Source organism: Prosthecobacter vanneervenii (assembly GCF_014203095.1).
Lineage (GTDB): Bacteria > Verrucomicrobiota > Verrucomicrobiia > Verrucomicrobiales > Verrucomicrobiaceae > Prosthecobacter > Prosthecobacter vanneervenii.
The window spans coordinates 138,315-153,073 of the sequence record NZ_JACHIG010000001.1; the positions used below are offsets into that span (position 1 = coordinate 138,315).

Genomic DNA, 14,759 nt, shown 5'->3' on the forward strand with positions numbered 1-14,759 from the left:
TGATCGGTGATGTTCAATCACTGTTGGCCCAGGTCAATATTCCATGACGAGGATAAGGGCCAAAGCCTGTGAATTGGGCCAGATCTTCATCGTGAGATTCGTCCGCTTTGACGACCACATGAACCCAGGCTTCATGAGAATCACCGAGCTTCTCGCGGTCAACGCTGATTGACTCATTTAAACCATGACGCGAAAGGATGTCGTCGATAAACTCTGCATCTTCTGAATCCAATCCGGAAATGGCTCCTGCGCCCCGATGTTTTGGTCCTTCAAAATAGGCTGAAAGCTCCAGCTCTGGAGATGAGAAGCGAAAATCTTGGGCAGAGTAGTCGTTCCTCAGTGGAACATAAACACCTTCCACCTCAGGTTGAAGGCATGCAGTTCCTCCAGTCTGATTCGACACCATAACCCCACTTTGACATGTCAAAATGACACCCGTGCCGACAGCATCGTAAAGTCGAATGGTCGGTTTCATATGATCCAACAGGGGGCTCAATCACCCCTACTGCGCCGCCAGCGCCGCCGCAGCCTTCGCCTTGGCGATCTCGGCTTTCTTCAAGATCTCCTCGGTGCTTGGCAGGCTGGCGAGGACGTCGGCGGGGATGAAGCCGTCGCCCACCAGCTTGGTCAGGCACTTCTTGCGCTCGTCCAGGGCTTTGTCGGGGCTGCGTTCTTTGCTGAAGCGGGATTTGGCGGCGGCGCTGCGGTCTTTGAGGGCGGAGTAGATGTCGCCGCCGAGGAGGGAGGAGATGTCCACTTTGATCTTCTCGCGTCCGGCTTCCTTCTCATTGATCTCATCGCCGTTGATCGGGCCGGCCTGATATTTGGGGAACATGATGGCCACCTCCGGGCAGACGCGGGAGCAGGCGGGGCAGTTGGTCTTGCAGTTGTCGTTGTTCTGCACCTGGATCTTGTTGTCTTGGCTCACGCCATAGACGTCGAAGAGGCAGAAGCTCAGGCACTGCATGCAGTTGGTGCAGCGGGAGTAGTCGATCACGGGAAACCACGGCTTCCATTTGCCGGGTTCGTTCATGGTTTTGTCGCCACGGGATTTGTCCACCAGCGCCACGATGGCGTCCGGCTCCAGCCCGGTGATGTCGCGGGTGTCGATGCTGATCCGGCCGCTGGCGTCTTCCAGTGCGGGGGCTTTGCCCTCAAAGGCACCCAGCACCAGCAGGCTGCGCTCATCGTGTGGCATGCTGGTGGCACCGCTGCCGCTGCGGGTCACGGCGTAGCCTTTGTCCAGCAGCGCCATCATCACCCGTGTGCGGGATTCGGTGGAGAGCTGGATGCTGCCATTGCCTTCATAAAGGACGACACGGAGCGGGCGGTGGGTGTGGGTGATCATGGCGCGTCGCTTAAAGTTCCAAGTTTAAGGTTTAAAGTTTCAAGCTGGCTGAAGTTCTCGGTTCTCGGCTCATCATTCACGCTTCCGCCTTGAGCAGCGCATCGGCGATCTCCTGTGCGGTCTGTGTGCGCATGTTCAGGATCTCGGCATCGGCGGGCAGGGGAGAGCCTGCCTGCTCAAAGAGGCCCTTCACGGCGCGGGGGTAGCAGGCGGCGATGCGCAGCCTGCCGCAGGAGGCGATGGCGCTCAGGCGTGGGTCGCGGTGCGCGGCCATCTCGCAGAGGTCGGACACGGTTTCAAAGCTGGCGCTGGAGTCGCAGAGCTTTTGCAGGACATCGTTTTTAACGCCGGAGGGGACCACCTGCGCGTAGGCGCAGCGGCAGTAGAGAATGGTGGCGGGAGTGCTCAAGCAGGGGCGTCTAAAAAAGGTGGCGGGTAGTGTGCCGCAGGCGGCGCGGTTCGCAACCTCTGTGCAAAGAACGCGCGCTGTCCGGGCGGCAGCGTAGTAAAAGCAGCATCCGCCCGTTTCTTCCACAGCGGGCGGCACTATTTTTCAGGTCATCCAGCGGGCTGGTGGCGGCAGGGCCTACGAGGTGGTCTTGCGCTCCACGTTCAGCCCCATCTTGCGGTAGAGCGTGGCGATGGACACACCCAGCATGCTGGCGGTCTTTTCGCGGGAGCCGCTGTTGTACTTGAGCGTCTCCTGGATGAAGGCGCGCTCCTGGGCCTTGATAAAGTCGTCCAGCGTGGAGCCGATGGGCAGCTTGGTGATGCCTTCGGAGGTGGAAGGCGTGGGCACCTCGATCTGCTGCGTGACCTTGGCCGGCAGGTCGGAGGGGCGGACGCGGTCATTTTCGGCAAAGGCGCAGGCGCGCTCGATGGCATTGCGCAGCTCGCTCATGTTGCCGGGCCAGTTGTACTTTTCCAGGAACTCGATGGCGCTCGGCTCGATGGTCTTGGGCTTGCCGTCGGTGCGCTCGGCCAGGTCCTTGAGGAAGTGCTCCACCAGCGGGCGCACGTCCACGCGGCGCTCACGCAGCGGCGGGATCTTCAGCGGCACCACGGAGAGCTTGTAAAAGAGGTCTTCGCGGAATTTGCCCGCCTTGACCGCCTCTTCCAGGGAGATGGTGCTGGACACCACCAGGCGGAAGTCCGCGCTGCTCGATCCGGTGCCCCAGCCCTTCTTGCTCTGGGTTTCGTCCAGGAAGGTGTTGAACTGCGCCTGGATGCGGGCGGGGAGCTGGTTCACCTCCGCCAGGTGGATGGTGCCACCGGAGACGCGGTTAAAGATGGCATTGGGGCCAAAGAGCTCCGTCTCCAGCGCGTCCTCCGGCATGGCGCTGCACTGCAGCTCCTTGTAGGGGGCATTGCTGCGGCGGCTGGCCTCGTGCAGGGCGCGGGCCACCATGTGCTTGCCCACGCCGAATTCGCCTTCGAGCAGCACGGGGCTGTCGTTGTTGGCCACGCGGCGCACGATTTCAAAGATGCGCTGGATGGCATCGCTGTGGCCGATGAGCTTGGAGGAGGTGAAGGAGCGCAGCGTCGTGCTAGGCACCGCTGCGGCAGGGGTGGCGGCGGCCACGCCATTGCGCTGCAGGGCCTGATTCACTGTCTTGATCAGGTCTCCCAGGTCAAAGGGCTTGGTCAGGTAGTCAAAGGCACCCAGGCGCATGGCCTCCACGGCGGTCTCCACGCTGCCGTGGCCGGTGACCATGATCACGGCGGTGCTGGGAAACTGCTCGCGGCACATGCTCACGAGATCGAGGCCATTCACATCGCCGATGCGCAGGTCCACGATGACGAGATCGGGCTGGTTGGAGCGGATGGCGGCGATGCCGTCGATGCCGGTGGTGCAGCCAAAAACCTGGTGACCAGCGGCCTTGCACAGCTTGGTCATGAGCTCCAGGATCGCGGCTTCGTCGTCTATGATTACCAGTTTAGCCATATTATTTTCGGGAAGTGAGAGGCAGGATTGATTTTTAAATAAGCTAAACGTTTCGCAGGATTGCGTCAAATTCAGATTCTCAAAAAAGAGAATCCCCCTATGGGTGGGGTTCATCGAGAAGTCAAAACCTAGATTTTGGGGCAGGCTTCAGACAACTCTGGCTCTGCCGATATCAGGAAAGGCGGCAGGCTCGTGGCAGTGCGGGCGCAACTCTTTTTGTGTTCGCGGGTTTCCCGGTGTGCAACCAAACCAACAACCGCATTCCCGAAATGAAGCCTAAACCCAACCCCATTGTCTGGCTCTGCAGTGCACTCGCGCTCAGCGTTTCCACGCTTTCAGCCCAGGATGCCAAGCCGGCCGACCAGCCCCCGGCACCACCCCAGGCGGCTCCGCAGAGCCCGCCCCCGGCCCCCGCACCTGAGCGGCGCGATGCGCCACGCCCCGAAGGCCCGCGCGAGGGTGGCACCCCGCGTTCGGAGGCCCCGCGCGGCGCTCCACAGCGTCCCGAGGGCCCAGGACCGCGTGCCCCCATGAACCCGCCCCAAAATGAGGGTAGGCGCGGCACCGCCGATGCTCCGCGCGGCGAACACCGGGGCGACCAGCGCGGCCAGGATCACGATCAGGGCCGTGGAAACTTCCGCCGCCCGCCCATGGACGGCCCGCAGGGTGGCGAGCACCACCGCGAGAGCCCGCAGCCGCAGGGCCGCCCCGGTCCGGTGAATCCGCCGCCTCAGGCAGGTGGCGAGCATCATCAGCAGCACGGACCACGCGGGCCCCAGCATGGCGGCTTCGGCGGGCGCTTCGGTGGTCGTGGCCCGCAGTTCTTTGGGCATCGCGGCCAGTTCGGCGCACCGCGTGGCGGAGAGCGTTTTCGCGGTCCGCAGGGCGGCCCACCCGGAGGCCCCGGCGGTCCTCAGCAGCACCTCGGGCACCGCTTTGGCCAGCGCTTCGGTCAGTCGCCCGGCTTTGGCCAGGGCGGCGGCAGATTCGGTTCAGGGCGTGGCTTTGGTCGCGGATTTGGCCAGGGGCGTGGTCAGCGTTTCGGGCACCGCTTTGGTCCGCCGCAGGGGCCGGGACCGCAGCACTTGGGCCGCCCCCATGGCGGGCCTGGCTTTGACGGCCCACGTGGTCCGGAGCAGCCGCATCACCCGCCCATGGGCCCGCAGCAGGGCCCGGGGGCACAGCAGCCCATGGGGCGTCCGCAGGGCGGACAGTTTCAGGGGCCGGGCCGCGATCAGGGACCAGCGCATTTCCATGCCCCCAAGCCGCAGCCCCGGCACGAAGGCACGCAGGCTGAAGGCCATGGTCCGGCACGCGCGCCGCATGAGGGTGGCACCCACATGGCCCCGCCCTCTCCGCGCGGTGGAGAGCAGGGACCCAAAGGCCCGCCCCCGATGAACCACGAGCATCACGAGCGCGGCCGCGAAGGCCCGCCGAGTGAGCGCAGCGTGTGACGCGTCTGATTTTCAGGAGGTGAGGTTCCTGATGCTAGGAATAAGGGCGGTCCGGGAAACCGGGCCGCCTTTTTTTGATGCCGTGGTGCAAAAGCAATCGCGTCTCGTGAGTTGTGTTTGTACAAACGAACTCCATAGTCGCCAGCGCACGCAGCCGCCGGTTGCCACTGCCGCGCATTCCCCCTTCATGAGCCTGGTCAAAAAACTTGCCAAAAAGTACGCCTCCGCCACGAAAAACTTGGTAGGCGCAGCTCATGGCGGTCAGGCGCAGGAGCTGCCATGGTGGTCGCCGGATCGCTGGGCGCACCTCTGGAACGGCCAGCCGCCCATTTCCTCCGCAGCCGCTGCCACGGCCAATACCATGCTGCCTGTGCTGATCGAGGTCTTTGCCGCCTTCAGCAAGCTGGATGGAAATATCGAGGAGGAGGAAGTGGAGTCCAGCCTGGGCTACCTGCGCTACGACTACCCCGAGGCCATCTACGCCGACATGCGCCGTCTCTACTTTGAGGCGCTGCAGGAGCCGCAGGACCTGACCCAGCGTGCCAAGGAGCTCAGCCACAAGCTCACCCAGGAGCAGAAGATCCTCCTCGGCGTGCAGCTTTATCTCCTCATCTCCCGCGCGCAGCAGAATCAGCGGCAGATGGTGGAGTTTTACCTCTTCATGACGAACCTGGGCATCGCCGCCCAGGCCATCGACATCGTCTATCAGCTCAATGCCGGCGACAAGCCGCCGGAGGAGGGCTTTTCCAGCAAGGGGGGGCAGCCGCTGGACACCCTGCGCGTGGGTGCCACCAAGAACTGCGACGTGCTGCTGCGTTCGCTCTCAGACGACTGCTCGGTGGTGGCCTTCCGGTTTCAGAATCTCGTGCTGCTCAAAAACACGGGCAATATCTCCATCCTGGTGCGCAGCCGCATGCAGCCGCCGGGAGAGTTTTCCCGCCTGTACCCCGGAGAGCGCGTGGTGCTGGAGGATGTGACGCTGGACTACAATGACCTCATCACCTACTTCAACGCCAAGAAGACCCTCTCAGGCACGCAGATCTATCTCACGCTCACGGAGAGCGGCAGCGCGGAAATCGCCCCACAGCGCACACGTGGCACCAATCTCCGCCTGAGCTTCGGCCTCGGCGTCACCGTGGAGGCGCTGCGCACCACCAAGGCCACGCTCAATGGCGTGCTGCTCACCAGCGGCACCGTGGTGGAGGCCAGCATCGAGGACAGCATCATCGCGCATGGCGAGGTGGAAATCGCCCTGCGGGATCTGCGCGTGCGTGCGCAGGAGTTTGGCGGCCAGTTCCGCCTGGAGGGCAGCCGCAACACCTACCTCGTCTCCAACAAACCCGAGCTGCTGGATGAAGGCGACATCCTTCTCTCCGAGGACACGGATGGGGAGATCCTGCTGCGCATCGAGTGCAACTACGCGCAGAAGACCGGCGTGCTGGAGGTCCTGCGCTCCTCCCGCCCGCTCTACATCGGCACCATCCCGGTGCGCGACCGCATCAATCTCAATGACGGCGACACCATCACGCTGGGAGAGGGGCAGTATCTGCGCTGCCACTTTGCCGACCGCATCATTGAAGAAGAGCGCAATACCATCCGCCAGCTGGAGGTGCGCGAGCTCAGCCACCGCTTTGACGCGCGCGACACCGCGCAGGATGGCGTCAGCTTCATCGCCCGCCGTGGGGAGATGATCTGCGTCATGGGCCCCAGCGGCTGCGGCAAGAGCACGCTGCTGCGCATCCTCGGCGGCCAGCTCAAACCCAAAGGCGGCGAGGTGCTGATGAACGGCCTAGCGCTCTACGACAACCTCCACAACCTCACGCCCTACATCGCCTACATCCCGCAGGAGGATGCCTTTGATCCGCTGCTCAAGGTGCAGGAAAACCTGGACTTCTCCGTCTCCGTGCGCTGCCCGCACCTCAAGACCGATGAGCGCCGCAAGCGCGTGGACGCCAAGCTGGCCGAACTCGGCCTGGGCGACCTGAGCGACCGCCTGGCCGGCACACCGCAGCAGAAATTTCTCAGCGGCGGCGAGCGCAAGCGCCTCAATGCCGGCCTGGACATGATCGGCATCTCGGATGTGTACCTCTTTGACGAGCCCACCTCCGGCCTCTCCTCCAAAGACAGCGAGCACGTGCTGGAAATCATCCGCAGCCTGGCGCGCAACAAGATCGTCATCACCTCCATCCACCAGCCCAGCTCGCGTCTGCTGCAGATGTTCGACAAGGCGCTGCTTTTGGACAAAGGCGGCAAGATCGCCTACTTCGGCACACCGCAGGGCATGATCGAGTACTTCTGGCGCGTGTACCACACCGAGACCGGCCAGACGGGCGATGCCGAGGCGCATCCGCCGGACAAGCTCACGCCCGACTTCGTCTTTGACGTGCTGGAGACTCCGCTGCGAGACATCAGCGGAGACATCATCCATGAGCGCAGTGCCGACGGCCATCTTGTGGCCGCACGCCGCTTTCCGCCCAATTTCTGGCGCGACTCCTACCAGCGCCACCTCATCATGGAGAGCATGGCGCGGCAAAAGGCCGCACCGGGCAGCACCAGCCTCATCGCCCGGCCCAAGCGGGATGAGAGCCACAGCGCCAGCCGCCTGCGCCACGCGCCCAAGCCCCCCAAGCACACCTTCCGCGAGGAGAGCATCCTCTTCTACACGCTGCTCAAGCGCGCCTTCCTCAGCAAGCTGCGCAACCGCACCAACCTCCTCACCACGCTGCTGGAGGCACCGCTGCTCGCCTGGCTCATCTCCAATGTGCTCAAATACTCCGAGGAGAAGCACTACACCTTTGCCACCGCCTTCCACATCCCCACGTACCTCTTCATGAGCCTCGTGGTGGCCATGTTCCTGGGCCTGACCAACAGCGCCGATGAGATCATCCGCGACCGCCATACGCTGAGCCGAGAGCGCAATCACAACCTGCGCACCCTCTACTACCTCTTTGGCAAGATCATCTCCCTCTCCACCTTTGCGCTCATCCAGTGCGTCATCTACCTGATCATTGGCAACTGGGTGCTGGAGATCCGGGACATGTTCTTCATCCATCTCTGGTGGATGTTCCTCACCTCCCTCACCGGCGTGTGCCTGGGCCTCTTCATCTCCAGCATCGTCAGCGACAACCGCACGGCGGTAAACGCCATCCCGCTCATCCTCATCCCGCAGATCATCCTCGGTGGTGCGCTCATCAAATATGAGGAGATGAACAAGAACCTCGACTTCGTGTACTCCGTGGGCAAGTGGCTCAAGAAATCCGGCAATGACGAAGATGAGGCCAGCAAGCTCAAGGTGCCCTTCATCTGCCAGTTCATGCCCCTGCGCTGGTCCTACGAGGGCATGGTCATCTCCCAGTCCAAGCTCAATCCTCTGACGCGCAATCAGGACTTCCTCGATGAGCGCATCCAGTCCCTGCTGCCGCCCTCCGGCGCGGACATGAGCGACCGCCAGCGCCACGAGCTGGAGCTCACCAAGCAGTCCCTCGCCGTCGTCTCCGGCCTTTACGCCGAGAATCCGCGCGAAATATCGAAGCGCCTCGGCTCCATCCGCGATGCCGTCCTCAGCGGCCGCATCGAGCCCCCCATGCTCGACCGCATGCTCGAGCAAAACGACGGCGTCAGCGCCGAAGAAATCTACGTGAACCGCAAGGTGCTCGACCTCGTGACCAAGGCCGAGATGGAACGCGAAGACTACCGCCGCAAAGCCAGCCCCAACGTCTTCTTCGGCACCCGCAAAACTTACCTCGGCACCAAATACAACACTCTTTGGATCAACAGCATCGTCATTCTGTTCACGCTCTCACTCATCATCGCCGCCGTGGAGCTGAGCCTGAGAAGGCAGCTGACGAAGGTGTGAGGGAGTACGATGGACACTCATGTCCGTCGATCAGCGCTCTCATCATCTCCAGCGCCATTGAACACCCGGACGCGTTGTCTTGAGGCGCGCCGAAGCGAAGCGCTTTGCCAAAATGGACATTCAATGTTATTGAGTGCTTGCCGGAAACATCAGGGAGGGGTGAACTCCTCAAATGGAAGCGGAACAGGGGACAGGAGATAGGAAATTCCATCATCATGTTGTTTTACATGCCAGACAATAACTCCCTCTGGTGGAGCCTGCATTTCCAATGGGAAAATGAAAGGCGGCAGCCACAACAGCGACAGATTGCCGGTGCCTTCCCAGTCAGCCTCAGTAAACCTGTCTCTAACAGCATTTTCCAACGCTTCACGTCTGGCAGCATTGGAAATTAAACAAGAGGGTGGAAGCAAAAAGAACAGGTTGTCGATCCACTCGTAGCCATAGATGTGGAAGCTGGGAATGGCATCTGCTGAATATGTCAGCAGCTCGTCGGGGGCCTTGGTGTAGGCGTCAAAAAGTGGGTGGGTCATCGTAATAAACGTTTCTTAGCTTCGGCATGGGTGACAATCCTCCCTTCTTCAATGGCGCGCTCACCGCGCACAATGCCTTGCTGAATACCAACCCGCCGGTTGAGCGTATCTAACGTCTCAATGGTCATCAGATAAGCAGCCGGATTGCCATGCTGAGTGATGAGCACCGAATCTTGCGCGGAATCCAGACCAGCAATGATTTCGGTGGCCTTGCGCTTGAGGGGCGTGACACGGTCCGTTCGCATGGAATGCTACTGTGGGTGCACTCTCAGCTTGGGCAAGCGAAGAAGCGTATGGACTGATTTCAAACCTCCACGAGCTCCACCCGATGCCCATCCGGATCCACCACAACCGCACGACGGCCCCAGGGGGAGTCCTGGGGCGGAGAGATGACGGAGGTGGAGAAAGCACCAAGAGCTTCGATCACGGCATCAAGCGATGGCAAGCGGAAGCCAATGCGAGTGCCGCGTGTTGAAGGCCCGTCGCCTGCTTGCGGATAAAGCTCGAAGACACAGCCACCAAGCTCAGCGGACAAATGTTCCGGCCCACTGCCATGCCGATGCTGGATGAAATGCAGGCCCAGGCATTCGTAAAAACTTCGCGCACGCTCCAAGTCGGTGGAACGCAGGACGACGAGATTGAGCGTGATCTGTTTCATGGGTGAGGACTCACAGGCATTGATGGCATTCTTTCGCACGATCAGGGCGTCACACAACCCCAGAGGAGCTCTGCACTGGCTCCTGGAAGGAGCCCGGATATTAGCCGGTGGTGGAGCGAGGCTTGGCGAGCGGGAACCACCGGACTTGGTGAACGGTGAATTTCAACCCACGGCCGCATGCTGAAGGCATGCGAGAGCTGTGCGCAGACTCCTCGTGCACGCTGGATGGCAGAGGGCTTCTCGCATACCTCCGGCATGCGCCCGTGAATGGAGGTGGTGAGTGCCTTGTGTCCGGTGGTTCCCGCTGCACCGCTTCGCGGTTTCGCTCCACCACCGGCTGCCTGAAATGCGGGGTTCGACAGTGTGGCCGACACGATAGGCTTTGAGAAATTAAAGTCCTGCTTCCCACTCGTCGAGCCAGCGGGTCCAAACACATGTTTCGGCCGGCCCGATCGCGGCAGGGTCAAGGGCCATCATTTCAGAGCGCATGCGCATGAGCGCTTGCGATAGTGATGCATCGTCATCGGGCACGTGCTGAAACTCGAAAACGAGTTGGAGATAGCGTGAGAGCAGTTCCGCCGAACTGTTGAATAAAATGCGGATGGGTGGTTGTTCACTTTCAAACCAGACAATGCCGGTTGTTGCTTCGATCAAGATGGGTTGATCGCCGGATTCACCGATGACAAGGTCGGAAGAATCAGAGTCGTAAATGCCAAAGTCAAACATCGGCCATTCGAAACATTCTGGCAAACCGACCGAAATCAAAAAATCCCTAGTTTTGGCGGGGATGGAATGGGTTTCGAAAATCTCCCGGGGCCAGCGGATTTGAGGTGTGCCAACGAAATACATGCTGTTGATCGGTTCAATCACCCAGCTTCTTCAGCGCCGCCGTCACATTCCCCACGGTGAGCAGCTCATCCAAAATGAAAGGCTCCTCCACGCCCGGAATATACAGCACGTTCACCGGCACGGCGCGTTTGCCGAGGGCTTCGAGGGCGAGGCGGATGGTTTCGTTTTCATCCGACCAGTCGGCCTTCAGCGTGGCGACCTTGTGCTTTTTGAAGAGGGCACGCAGGCCGGAGTCGGCATACACACGTTTGTTCACCTGGCAGGTCCAGCACCAGGAGGCGGTGAAGTCAATGTACACCGGCTGCTTGGCGGCACGCAGCGCAGCCACTTTCTCGGGCGACCACGTTTCCCAGTGCAGCGCATCGGGGTCAGTGGAGCTGGCGGCAGAGTCGGTATGCACGCGGGCGGCGGAGGCACCGGGCAGTCCGATCCACAGGCCACCACCCACGGCCAGCAGCGCCAGCAGGCGCGCCACGTTCTGCGTGCGGGCGGGCTTGTGCGGCAGCGCCCAGCGGCCGTAGATCCAGCAGCCCAGTGCGATGAGCACGAGGCTAAGCATGGCAAAGAGCACCGGCAGGCCCTCGATCTGATTCGTCAGCACATAGAGCATGAAGCCCACCGTGCCAAAGAGCAGGAAGGACATGCCCTGCTTGAAGCTCTCCATCCACGCCCCAGGGCGCGGCAGCGCGGAGATCAGGCCGGGGAAAAGAGACAGCAGCAGAAACGGACTCGCCAGCCCCAGCCCGATGAGCGTAAAGATGAGCATGGACTGCGCGGCAGGCAGCGCCAGCGTGGCCCCCAGTGCGGTGCCGAGAAACGGCGCGGAGCAGGGCGTGGCCACCACCGTGGCCAGCAGGCCGGAGAAGAACGAGCCTCCCAGCCCGCCCTTCGCCTGCAGATCGGACCCCACGCCGATGGCCGAGGTGCCGATCTCAAACAACCCCGCCATGTTCAGCGCAAAGACGAGGAAGAACGCCGCCAGGCAGTAATTGAAAGCCGGTGATTGCAGCTGTGAGCCCCAGCCTTTGTTCAGCGCGATGGCGATGCCGCCCAGCGCCCAGAAGGAAAGCAGCACGCCCACCGTGTAGGCCAGCCCATGCAGCACCACCTTGCGGCGATCCTCGCCGGCCTGCTGCACCACGCTCGTCACCTTGATGCCCAGCACCGGAAACACACAGGGCATCACATTCAGGATCAAGCCGCCGATGAAGGCATAGAGCAGCAATTGCGCGAGCGAGAGCGCAGGCTTGGGCGCGCTGGCAGCAGCAGCGGGGGCTGCTTTGGCAGCGTCGGGCTTCGCTGCCGGTTTGGTTTCCTCCGTCTTCGTTACCGGGGCTGTGTCAGCGCTTTTTTTTTCGGGGGCAGGGGAGGCGCCAAAGACAGCCGCATTCGCCTCGTTCACCACCGGCGCAGCGGCCACATCCAGCTTCAGCGTCGTCTCCTTGATGAAAGGCATGCAGCTTTTCGGATCGCATACCAAGGCACTCACTTTCACCTTCAGCTCCACCGGGCTGCCCGCAGCAGCGCTGGCCGCAGGCGTGATCTTCACCGGCAGGTACACCGTGCCGTCATAGCCCTCACTGATGGCCCCATCGGTGGATGGCACCTGATGCGTGGGCGGCCAGGGCTGTTCCTCCACCTGCCAGCCCTCGGGCAGCGTCCAGGTCAGCTTGGTGGGTTTTCCCACGATGCCCGCAGGCAGCACCTTGCCGTAGGTGTGGTGGTCCTTGGCATGCACCAGCTTCACCGCCGCCTGAAACGGCTGCCCCGGTGCGGCGGCCTTCACCGCAGCGATCAGTTCCGCCGCCACCTTGGGCGGGCTCGGCGCAGCAGCCACATCCAAGCCAAAGTTTTGGGCAAAGGCACTGGCTGCTAGGAGCATCAGCGTGGTCAGGGACAGGAAAGAGCGGCGGTTCATGAGGTTGGGGTGGAAACAGTATGCATGGGAGAACGCGCCCTGCGGTTTATTCCCATCATGGCGCAGCGTTTCCTTGTCAAAAAACGACGCAGGTGTCCGCGCAGGATGCAGGGGGCTTCCCGGTTTCGGTGTTCGAGCGTCTGCCGCACAGAGGGGGCAGCCATCAGGCATGCAGCTTACAGCGCCTTGTGGCTGCCGTCGCAGAAGGGCGGGTTCTTGGTGTGCTTGCAGTTGCACAGCCACACCTTCTTGGCCTCCGGCAGGGTGAACTTCTTCGGCCCAAAACCCGTGCCTTTGTGGCTGCCATCGCAGTTCGGCTGATGGCCGCTGAGCCCGCACGCACACCACCAGTGGTCTCCAGCAGGGAGTTCGACGCCGACGGGTTGCTTGTCGTGAATTTTGGGAAGTGGATCCATAAAGCGGATTTTTGCAGGAGATGGCCGAACCGTCAAGAGAGGTGGCGCTGGCTTGTCTGCAAAGCCTGGGTGTCATGGCTGACGCGAAAATACAATCAGGTGAGTTTTTAGGATTGATGCAGCTAAAGGAAAAAGATAAAAGGCTCGCGAAATTCCTGAAATGACCTCCAGCAAGTGCTGGGATCCTTAGGAATGGAATGATTAAGCCTGCCTCCCTTTTCCATGTGCTCCCTTCTGGCCGCGCCTTCTGCCTTTTTCTTTTCTCGTTTCCGACTTCAATGCCTTGCCGCAGCCTTATTGACGGGGGGCATGATCAGTCCGCTGGCTCCTGCGCAGGCGCAAAGTGCGGGGGCGGTCTTTATTTCGGCTCCCCCGTCAACGGGTGGTAGTGGTGGCCCTGCTTTGGTGGGGGCCACGCTTGATCTGACCCTGACTCTGCCTCCTGACTGGATCGTCACCCCTCCGACGATCGATCCGCCTACTGGAGGAGGCTCGGGTGGGGCAGGTGGAACAGGCGGTGCTGTACTTGTCGTTGGTCCAAGTGGAACAGGCGGTGCTGTACTTGTCGTTGGTCCAAGTGGGACAGGTGGCACGGGCATTCTTGATCTCGGGCCGGGGCCCGTGAGCTATGAAATCACGGCCACGATGGTGGGAGACATCGTGGTCACCTACGGCGACTTTTCCGGCAGCCTCAATTCCCTGATGGCTTCAGGCGTGGGCACCTCTCAGGTGGAAGGGCATGCCCTCATCGGAGGCGGGATGACGGTGAGCAATGACATCAACAATCACCTCTTTGGCCTCCGCGCTGGTGGCGGCGAGGAGGGCTCCATCAGCAGCTCATTGAATGAAGGCGTGATCATGGGGCAGGGCGATGGCGAAGAGGAAAGCCCCGTGGTCAAAACGCTGCCGCGCAGCCGTCAGTGGGAGGTGTTTACCACCGTCAATTATGGCAATGTCCGCATCGCTCCCATCACCACCCAGTCGGGAGTCGTGATCGACTCCTGGGCGCCGGGCGTCGGCATCGAGCGCCATTTGTCGCGTGGGTTCACCCTCGGCTTTGCGGCCTCCTACCTCACCAGCCATCAGAGCTACACTGGCGGGCTGGGCACGCTGCGCCTCGAAGGCCCGGCCCTCTCCACCTACCTTTCCTATGTGCGGCGCAGCTTCTGGAGCGATCTCCTTTACAGCTTTGGCACCTACAACATGTCCTCCACCCGCAGCCCCGCTCCGGGGCTCCCTCAAGCCTTTGGAGACACCTCCACCTACACCAATGCCGTGCAGTTCAACACCGGGTGGAACTTCCGCTTTCAAAACAGCGCACTCGTCACCGGGCCCTTTGCCGGCATCGACTACCTGCATGGCGCCATTCAGAGCTACTCAGAGACTGGAGGCGGCCTGGCTGCACTGAGCTACGGGCACCAGACCTACCAGTCCCTCGTGACCCGTGTGGGCTGGAGCGCCACGCGTAAATTTCAGACCAACTGGGCCGCCATCACCCCCCAGCTGCGCCTGAGCTATGAGCGGCAGAATCTGCAAAACAACGGCACCAGCGTGTCTTTGGTCAATTTGCCCATCTCCACTCAAGGCGGGCATCAGTCGCCCGGGCAGGACTACATGGTGGTGGGGGCTGGCGTCGGCTTTGAATTCAGCCCCGCCGTCAATCTCATGCTCACCTACCAGACCCAGATCTTCCGCGACCACATGCAGGCTCACTTTGCCGGCCTGCGCCTAAGCTGCCGGTTTTGAGGATGCACAAAGCGGAGGCCTTGGCGGGCAATGCGTCAC

General features: G+C 61.7%; 14 protein-coding genes. 4 read left to right on the forward strand and 10 right to left on the reverse strand.

The features are described 5' to 3' along the window. Positions 1 to 13 precede the first annotated feature (13 nt). The 4 genes from HNQ65_RS00520 to HNQ65_RS00535 all read right to left on the reverse strand — a co-directional run bounded on the left by HNQ65_RS00520 (position 14) and on the right by HNQ65_RS00535 (position 3,293). A complete protein-coding gene (locus tag HNQ65_RS00520) occupies positions 14 to 475 on the reverse strand; it encodes a DUF6210 family protein (protein ID WP_184337309.1) in 462 nt (153 codons plus the stop codon). A 27-nt stretch (positions 476 to 502) separates the two neighbouring features. Next, positions 503 to 1,348: a ferredoxin family protein gene (locus HNQ65_RS00525; RefSeq protein ID WP_184337311.1), complete on the reverse strand. Its 846-nt coding sequence runs from the start codon at positions 1,346 to 1,348 to the stop codon at positions 503 to 505. Positions 1,349 to 1,424: 76 nt separating this feature from the next. After that, complete coding sequence (locus HNQ65_RS00530; RefSeq protein ID WP_184337313.1) at positions 1,425 to 1,757, reverse strand: hypothetical protein; 333 nt, start codon at positions 1,755 to 1,757, stop codon at positions 1,425 to 1,427. A 177-nt stretch (positions 1,758 to 1,934) separates the two neighbouring features. Further along, positions 1,935 to 3,293, reverse strand: a complete 1,359-nt coding sequence (locus tag HNQ65_RS00535; protein WP_184337315.1) for a sigma-54-dependent transcriptional regulator — start codon at positions 3,291 to 3,293, stop codon at positions 1,935 to 1,937. Between the two features lie 269 nt (positions 3,294 to 3,562). Between HNQ65_RS00535 and HNQ65_RS00540 the strand changes: the two genes are divergently transcribed. Then, positions 3,563 to 4,747, forward strand: a complete 1,185-nt coding sequence (locus HNQ65_RS00540; RefSeq protein WP_184337317.1) for a proline-rich domain-containing protein — start codon at positions 3,563 to 3,565, stop codon at positions 4,745 to 4,747. 187 nt (positions 4,748 to 4,934) lie between these two features. Beyond that, complete coding sequence (locus HNQ65_RS00545; RefSeq protein ID WP_184337319.1) at positions 4,935 to 8,603, forward strand: ATP-binding cassette domain-containing protein; 3,669 nt, start codon at positions 4,935 to 4,937, stop codon at positions 8,601 to 8,603. A 149-nt stretch (positions 8,604 to 8,752) separates the two neighbouring features. Here the strand turns inward: HNQ65_RS00545 and HNQ65_RS00550 are convergent, their stop codons facing one another. From HNQ65_RS00550 to HNQ65_RS00575, 6 genes are all read right to left on the reverse strand, one after another. After that, positions 8,753 to 9,133: a hypothetical protein gene (locus tag HNQ65_RS00550; RefSeq protein ID WP_184337321.1), complete on the reverse strand. Its 381-nt coding sequence runs from the start codon at positions 9,131 to 9,133 to the stop codon at positions 8,753 to 8,755. Continuing rightward, positions 9,130 to 9,378 carry a type II toxin-antitoxin system prevent-host-death family antitoxin gene (locus HNQ65_RS00555; RefSeq protein ID WP_184337323.1) on the reverse strand — a complete coding sequence of 83 codons (249 nt, stop codon included), beginning with the start codon at positions 9,376 to 9,378 and terminating at the stop codon, positions 9,130 to 9,132. The genes HNQ65_RS00550 and HNQ65_RS00555 overlap by 4 nt, the downstream gene beginning before the upstream one ends. 59 nt (positions 9,379 to 9,437) lie before the next feature. Beyond that, complete coding sequence (locus HNQ65_RS00560) at positions 9,438 to 9,791, reverse strand: VOC family protein (protein ID WP_184337325.1); 354 nt, start codon at positions 9,789 to 9,791, stop codon at positions 9,438 to 9,440. A 390-nt stretch (positions 9,792 to 10,181) separates the two neighbouring features. Then, positions 10,182 to 10,661 (reverse strand): SUKH-4 family immunity protein, encoded by a 480-nt coding sequence (locus HNQ65_RS00565; RefSeq protein WP_221306002.1) that lies wholly within the window; start codon positions 10,659 to 10,661, stop codon positions 10,182 to 10,184. Further along, the gene (locus HNQ65_RS00570) at positions 10,654 to 12,558 is read right to left on the reverse strand and encodes a protein-disulfide reductase DsbD family protein (RefSeq protein WP_184337329.1); all 1,905 of its coding nucleotides are present in this window, start codon (positions 12,556 to 12,558) and stop codon (positions 10,654 to 10,656) included. Before HNQ65_RS00570 ends, HNQ65_RS00565 begins: the two co-directional genes overlap by 8 nt. Before the next feature lie 176 nt (positions 12,559 to 12,734). Then, complete coding sequence (locus HNQ65_RS00575) at positions 12,735 to 12,974, reverse strand: CDGSH iron-sulfur domain-containing protein (protein ID WP_184337331.1); 240 nt, start codon at positions 12,972 to 12,974, stop codon at positions 12,735 to 12,737. A gap of 20 nt (positions 12,975 to 12,994) precedes the next feature. On the opposite strand from HNQ65_RS00575, the gene HNQ65_RS00580 reads away from it, so the two are divergent. Both HNQ65_RS00580 and HNQ65_RS00585 read left to right on the forward strand, forming a co-directional pair. Then, complete coding sequence (locus HNQ65_RS00580) at positions 12,995 to 13,138, forward strand: hypothetical protein (protein ID WP_184337333.1); 144 nt, start codon at positions 12,995 to 12,997, stop codon at positions 13,136 to 13,138. 145 nt (positions 13,139 to 13,283) lie between these two features. Further along, positions 13,284 to 14,720, forward strand: coding sequence for an autotransporter outer membrane beta-barrel domain-containing protein (locus HNQ65_RS00585; protein WP_184337335.1), 1,437 nt, complete (start codon positions 13,284 to 13,286; stop codon positions 14,718 to 14,720). Positions 14,721 to 14,759 lie beyond the last annotated feature (39 nt).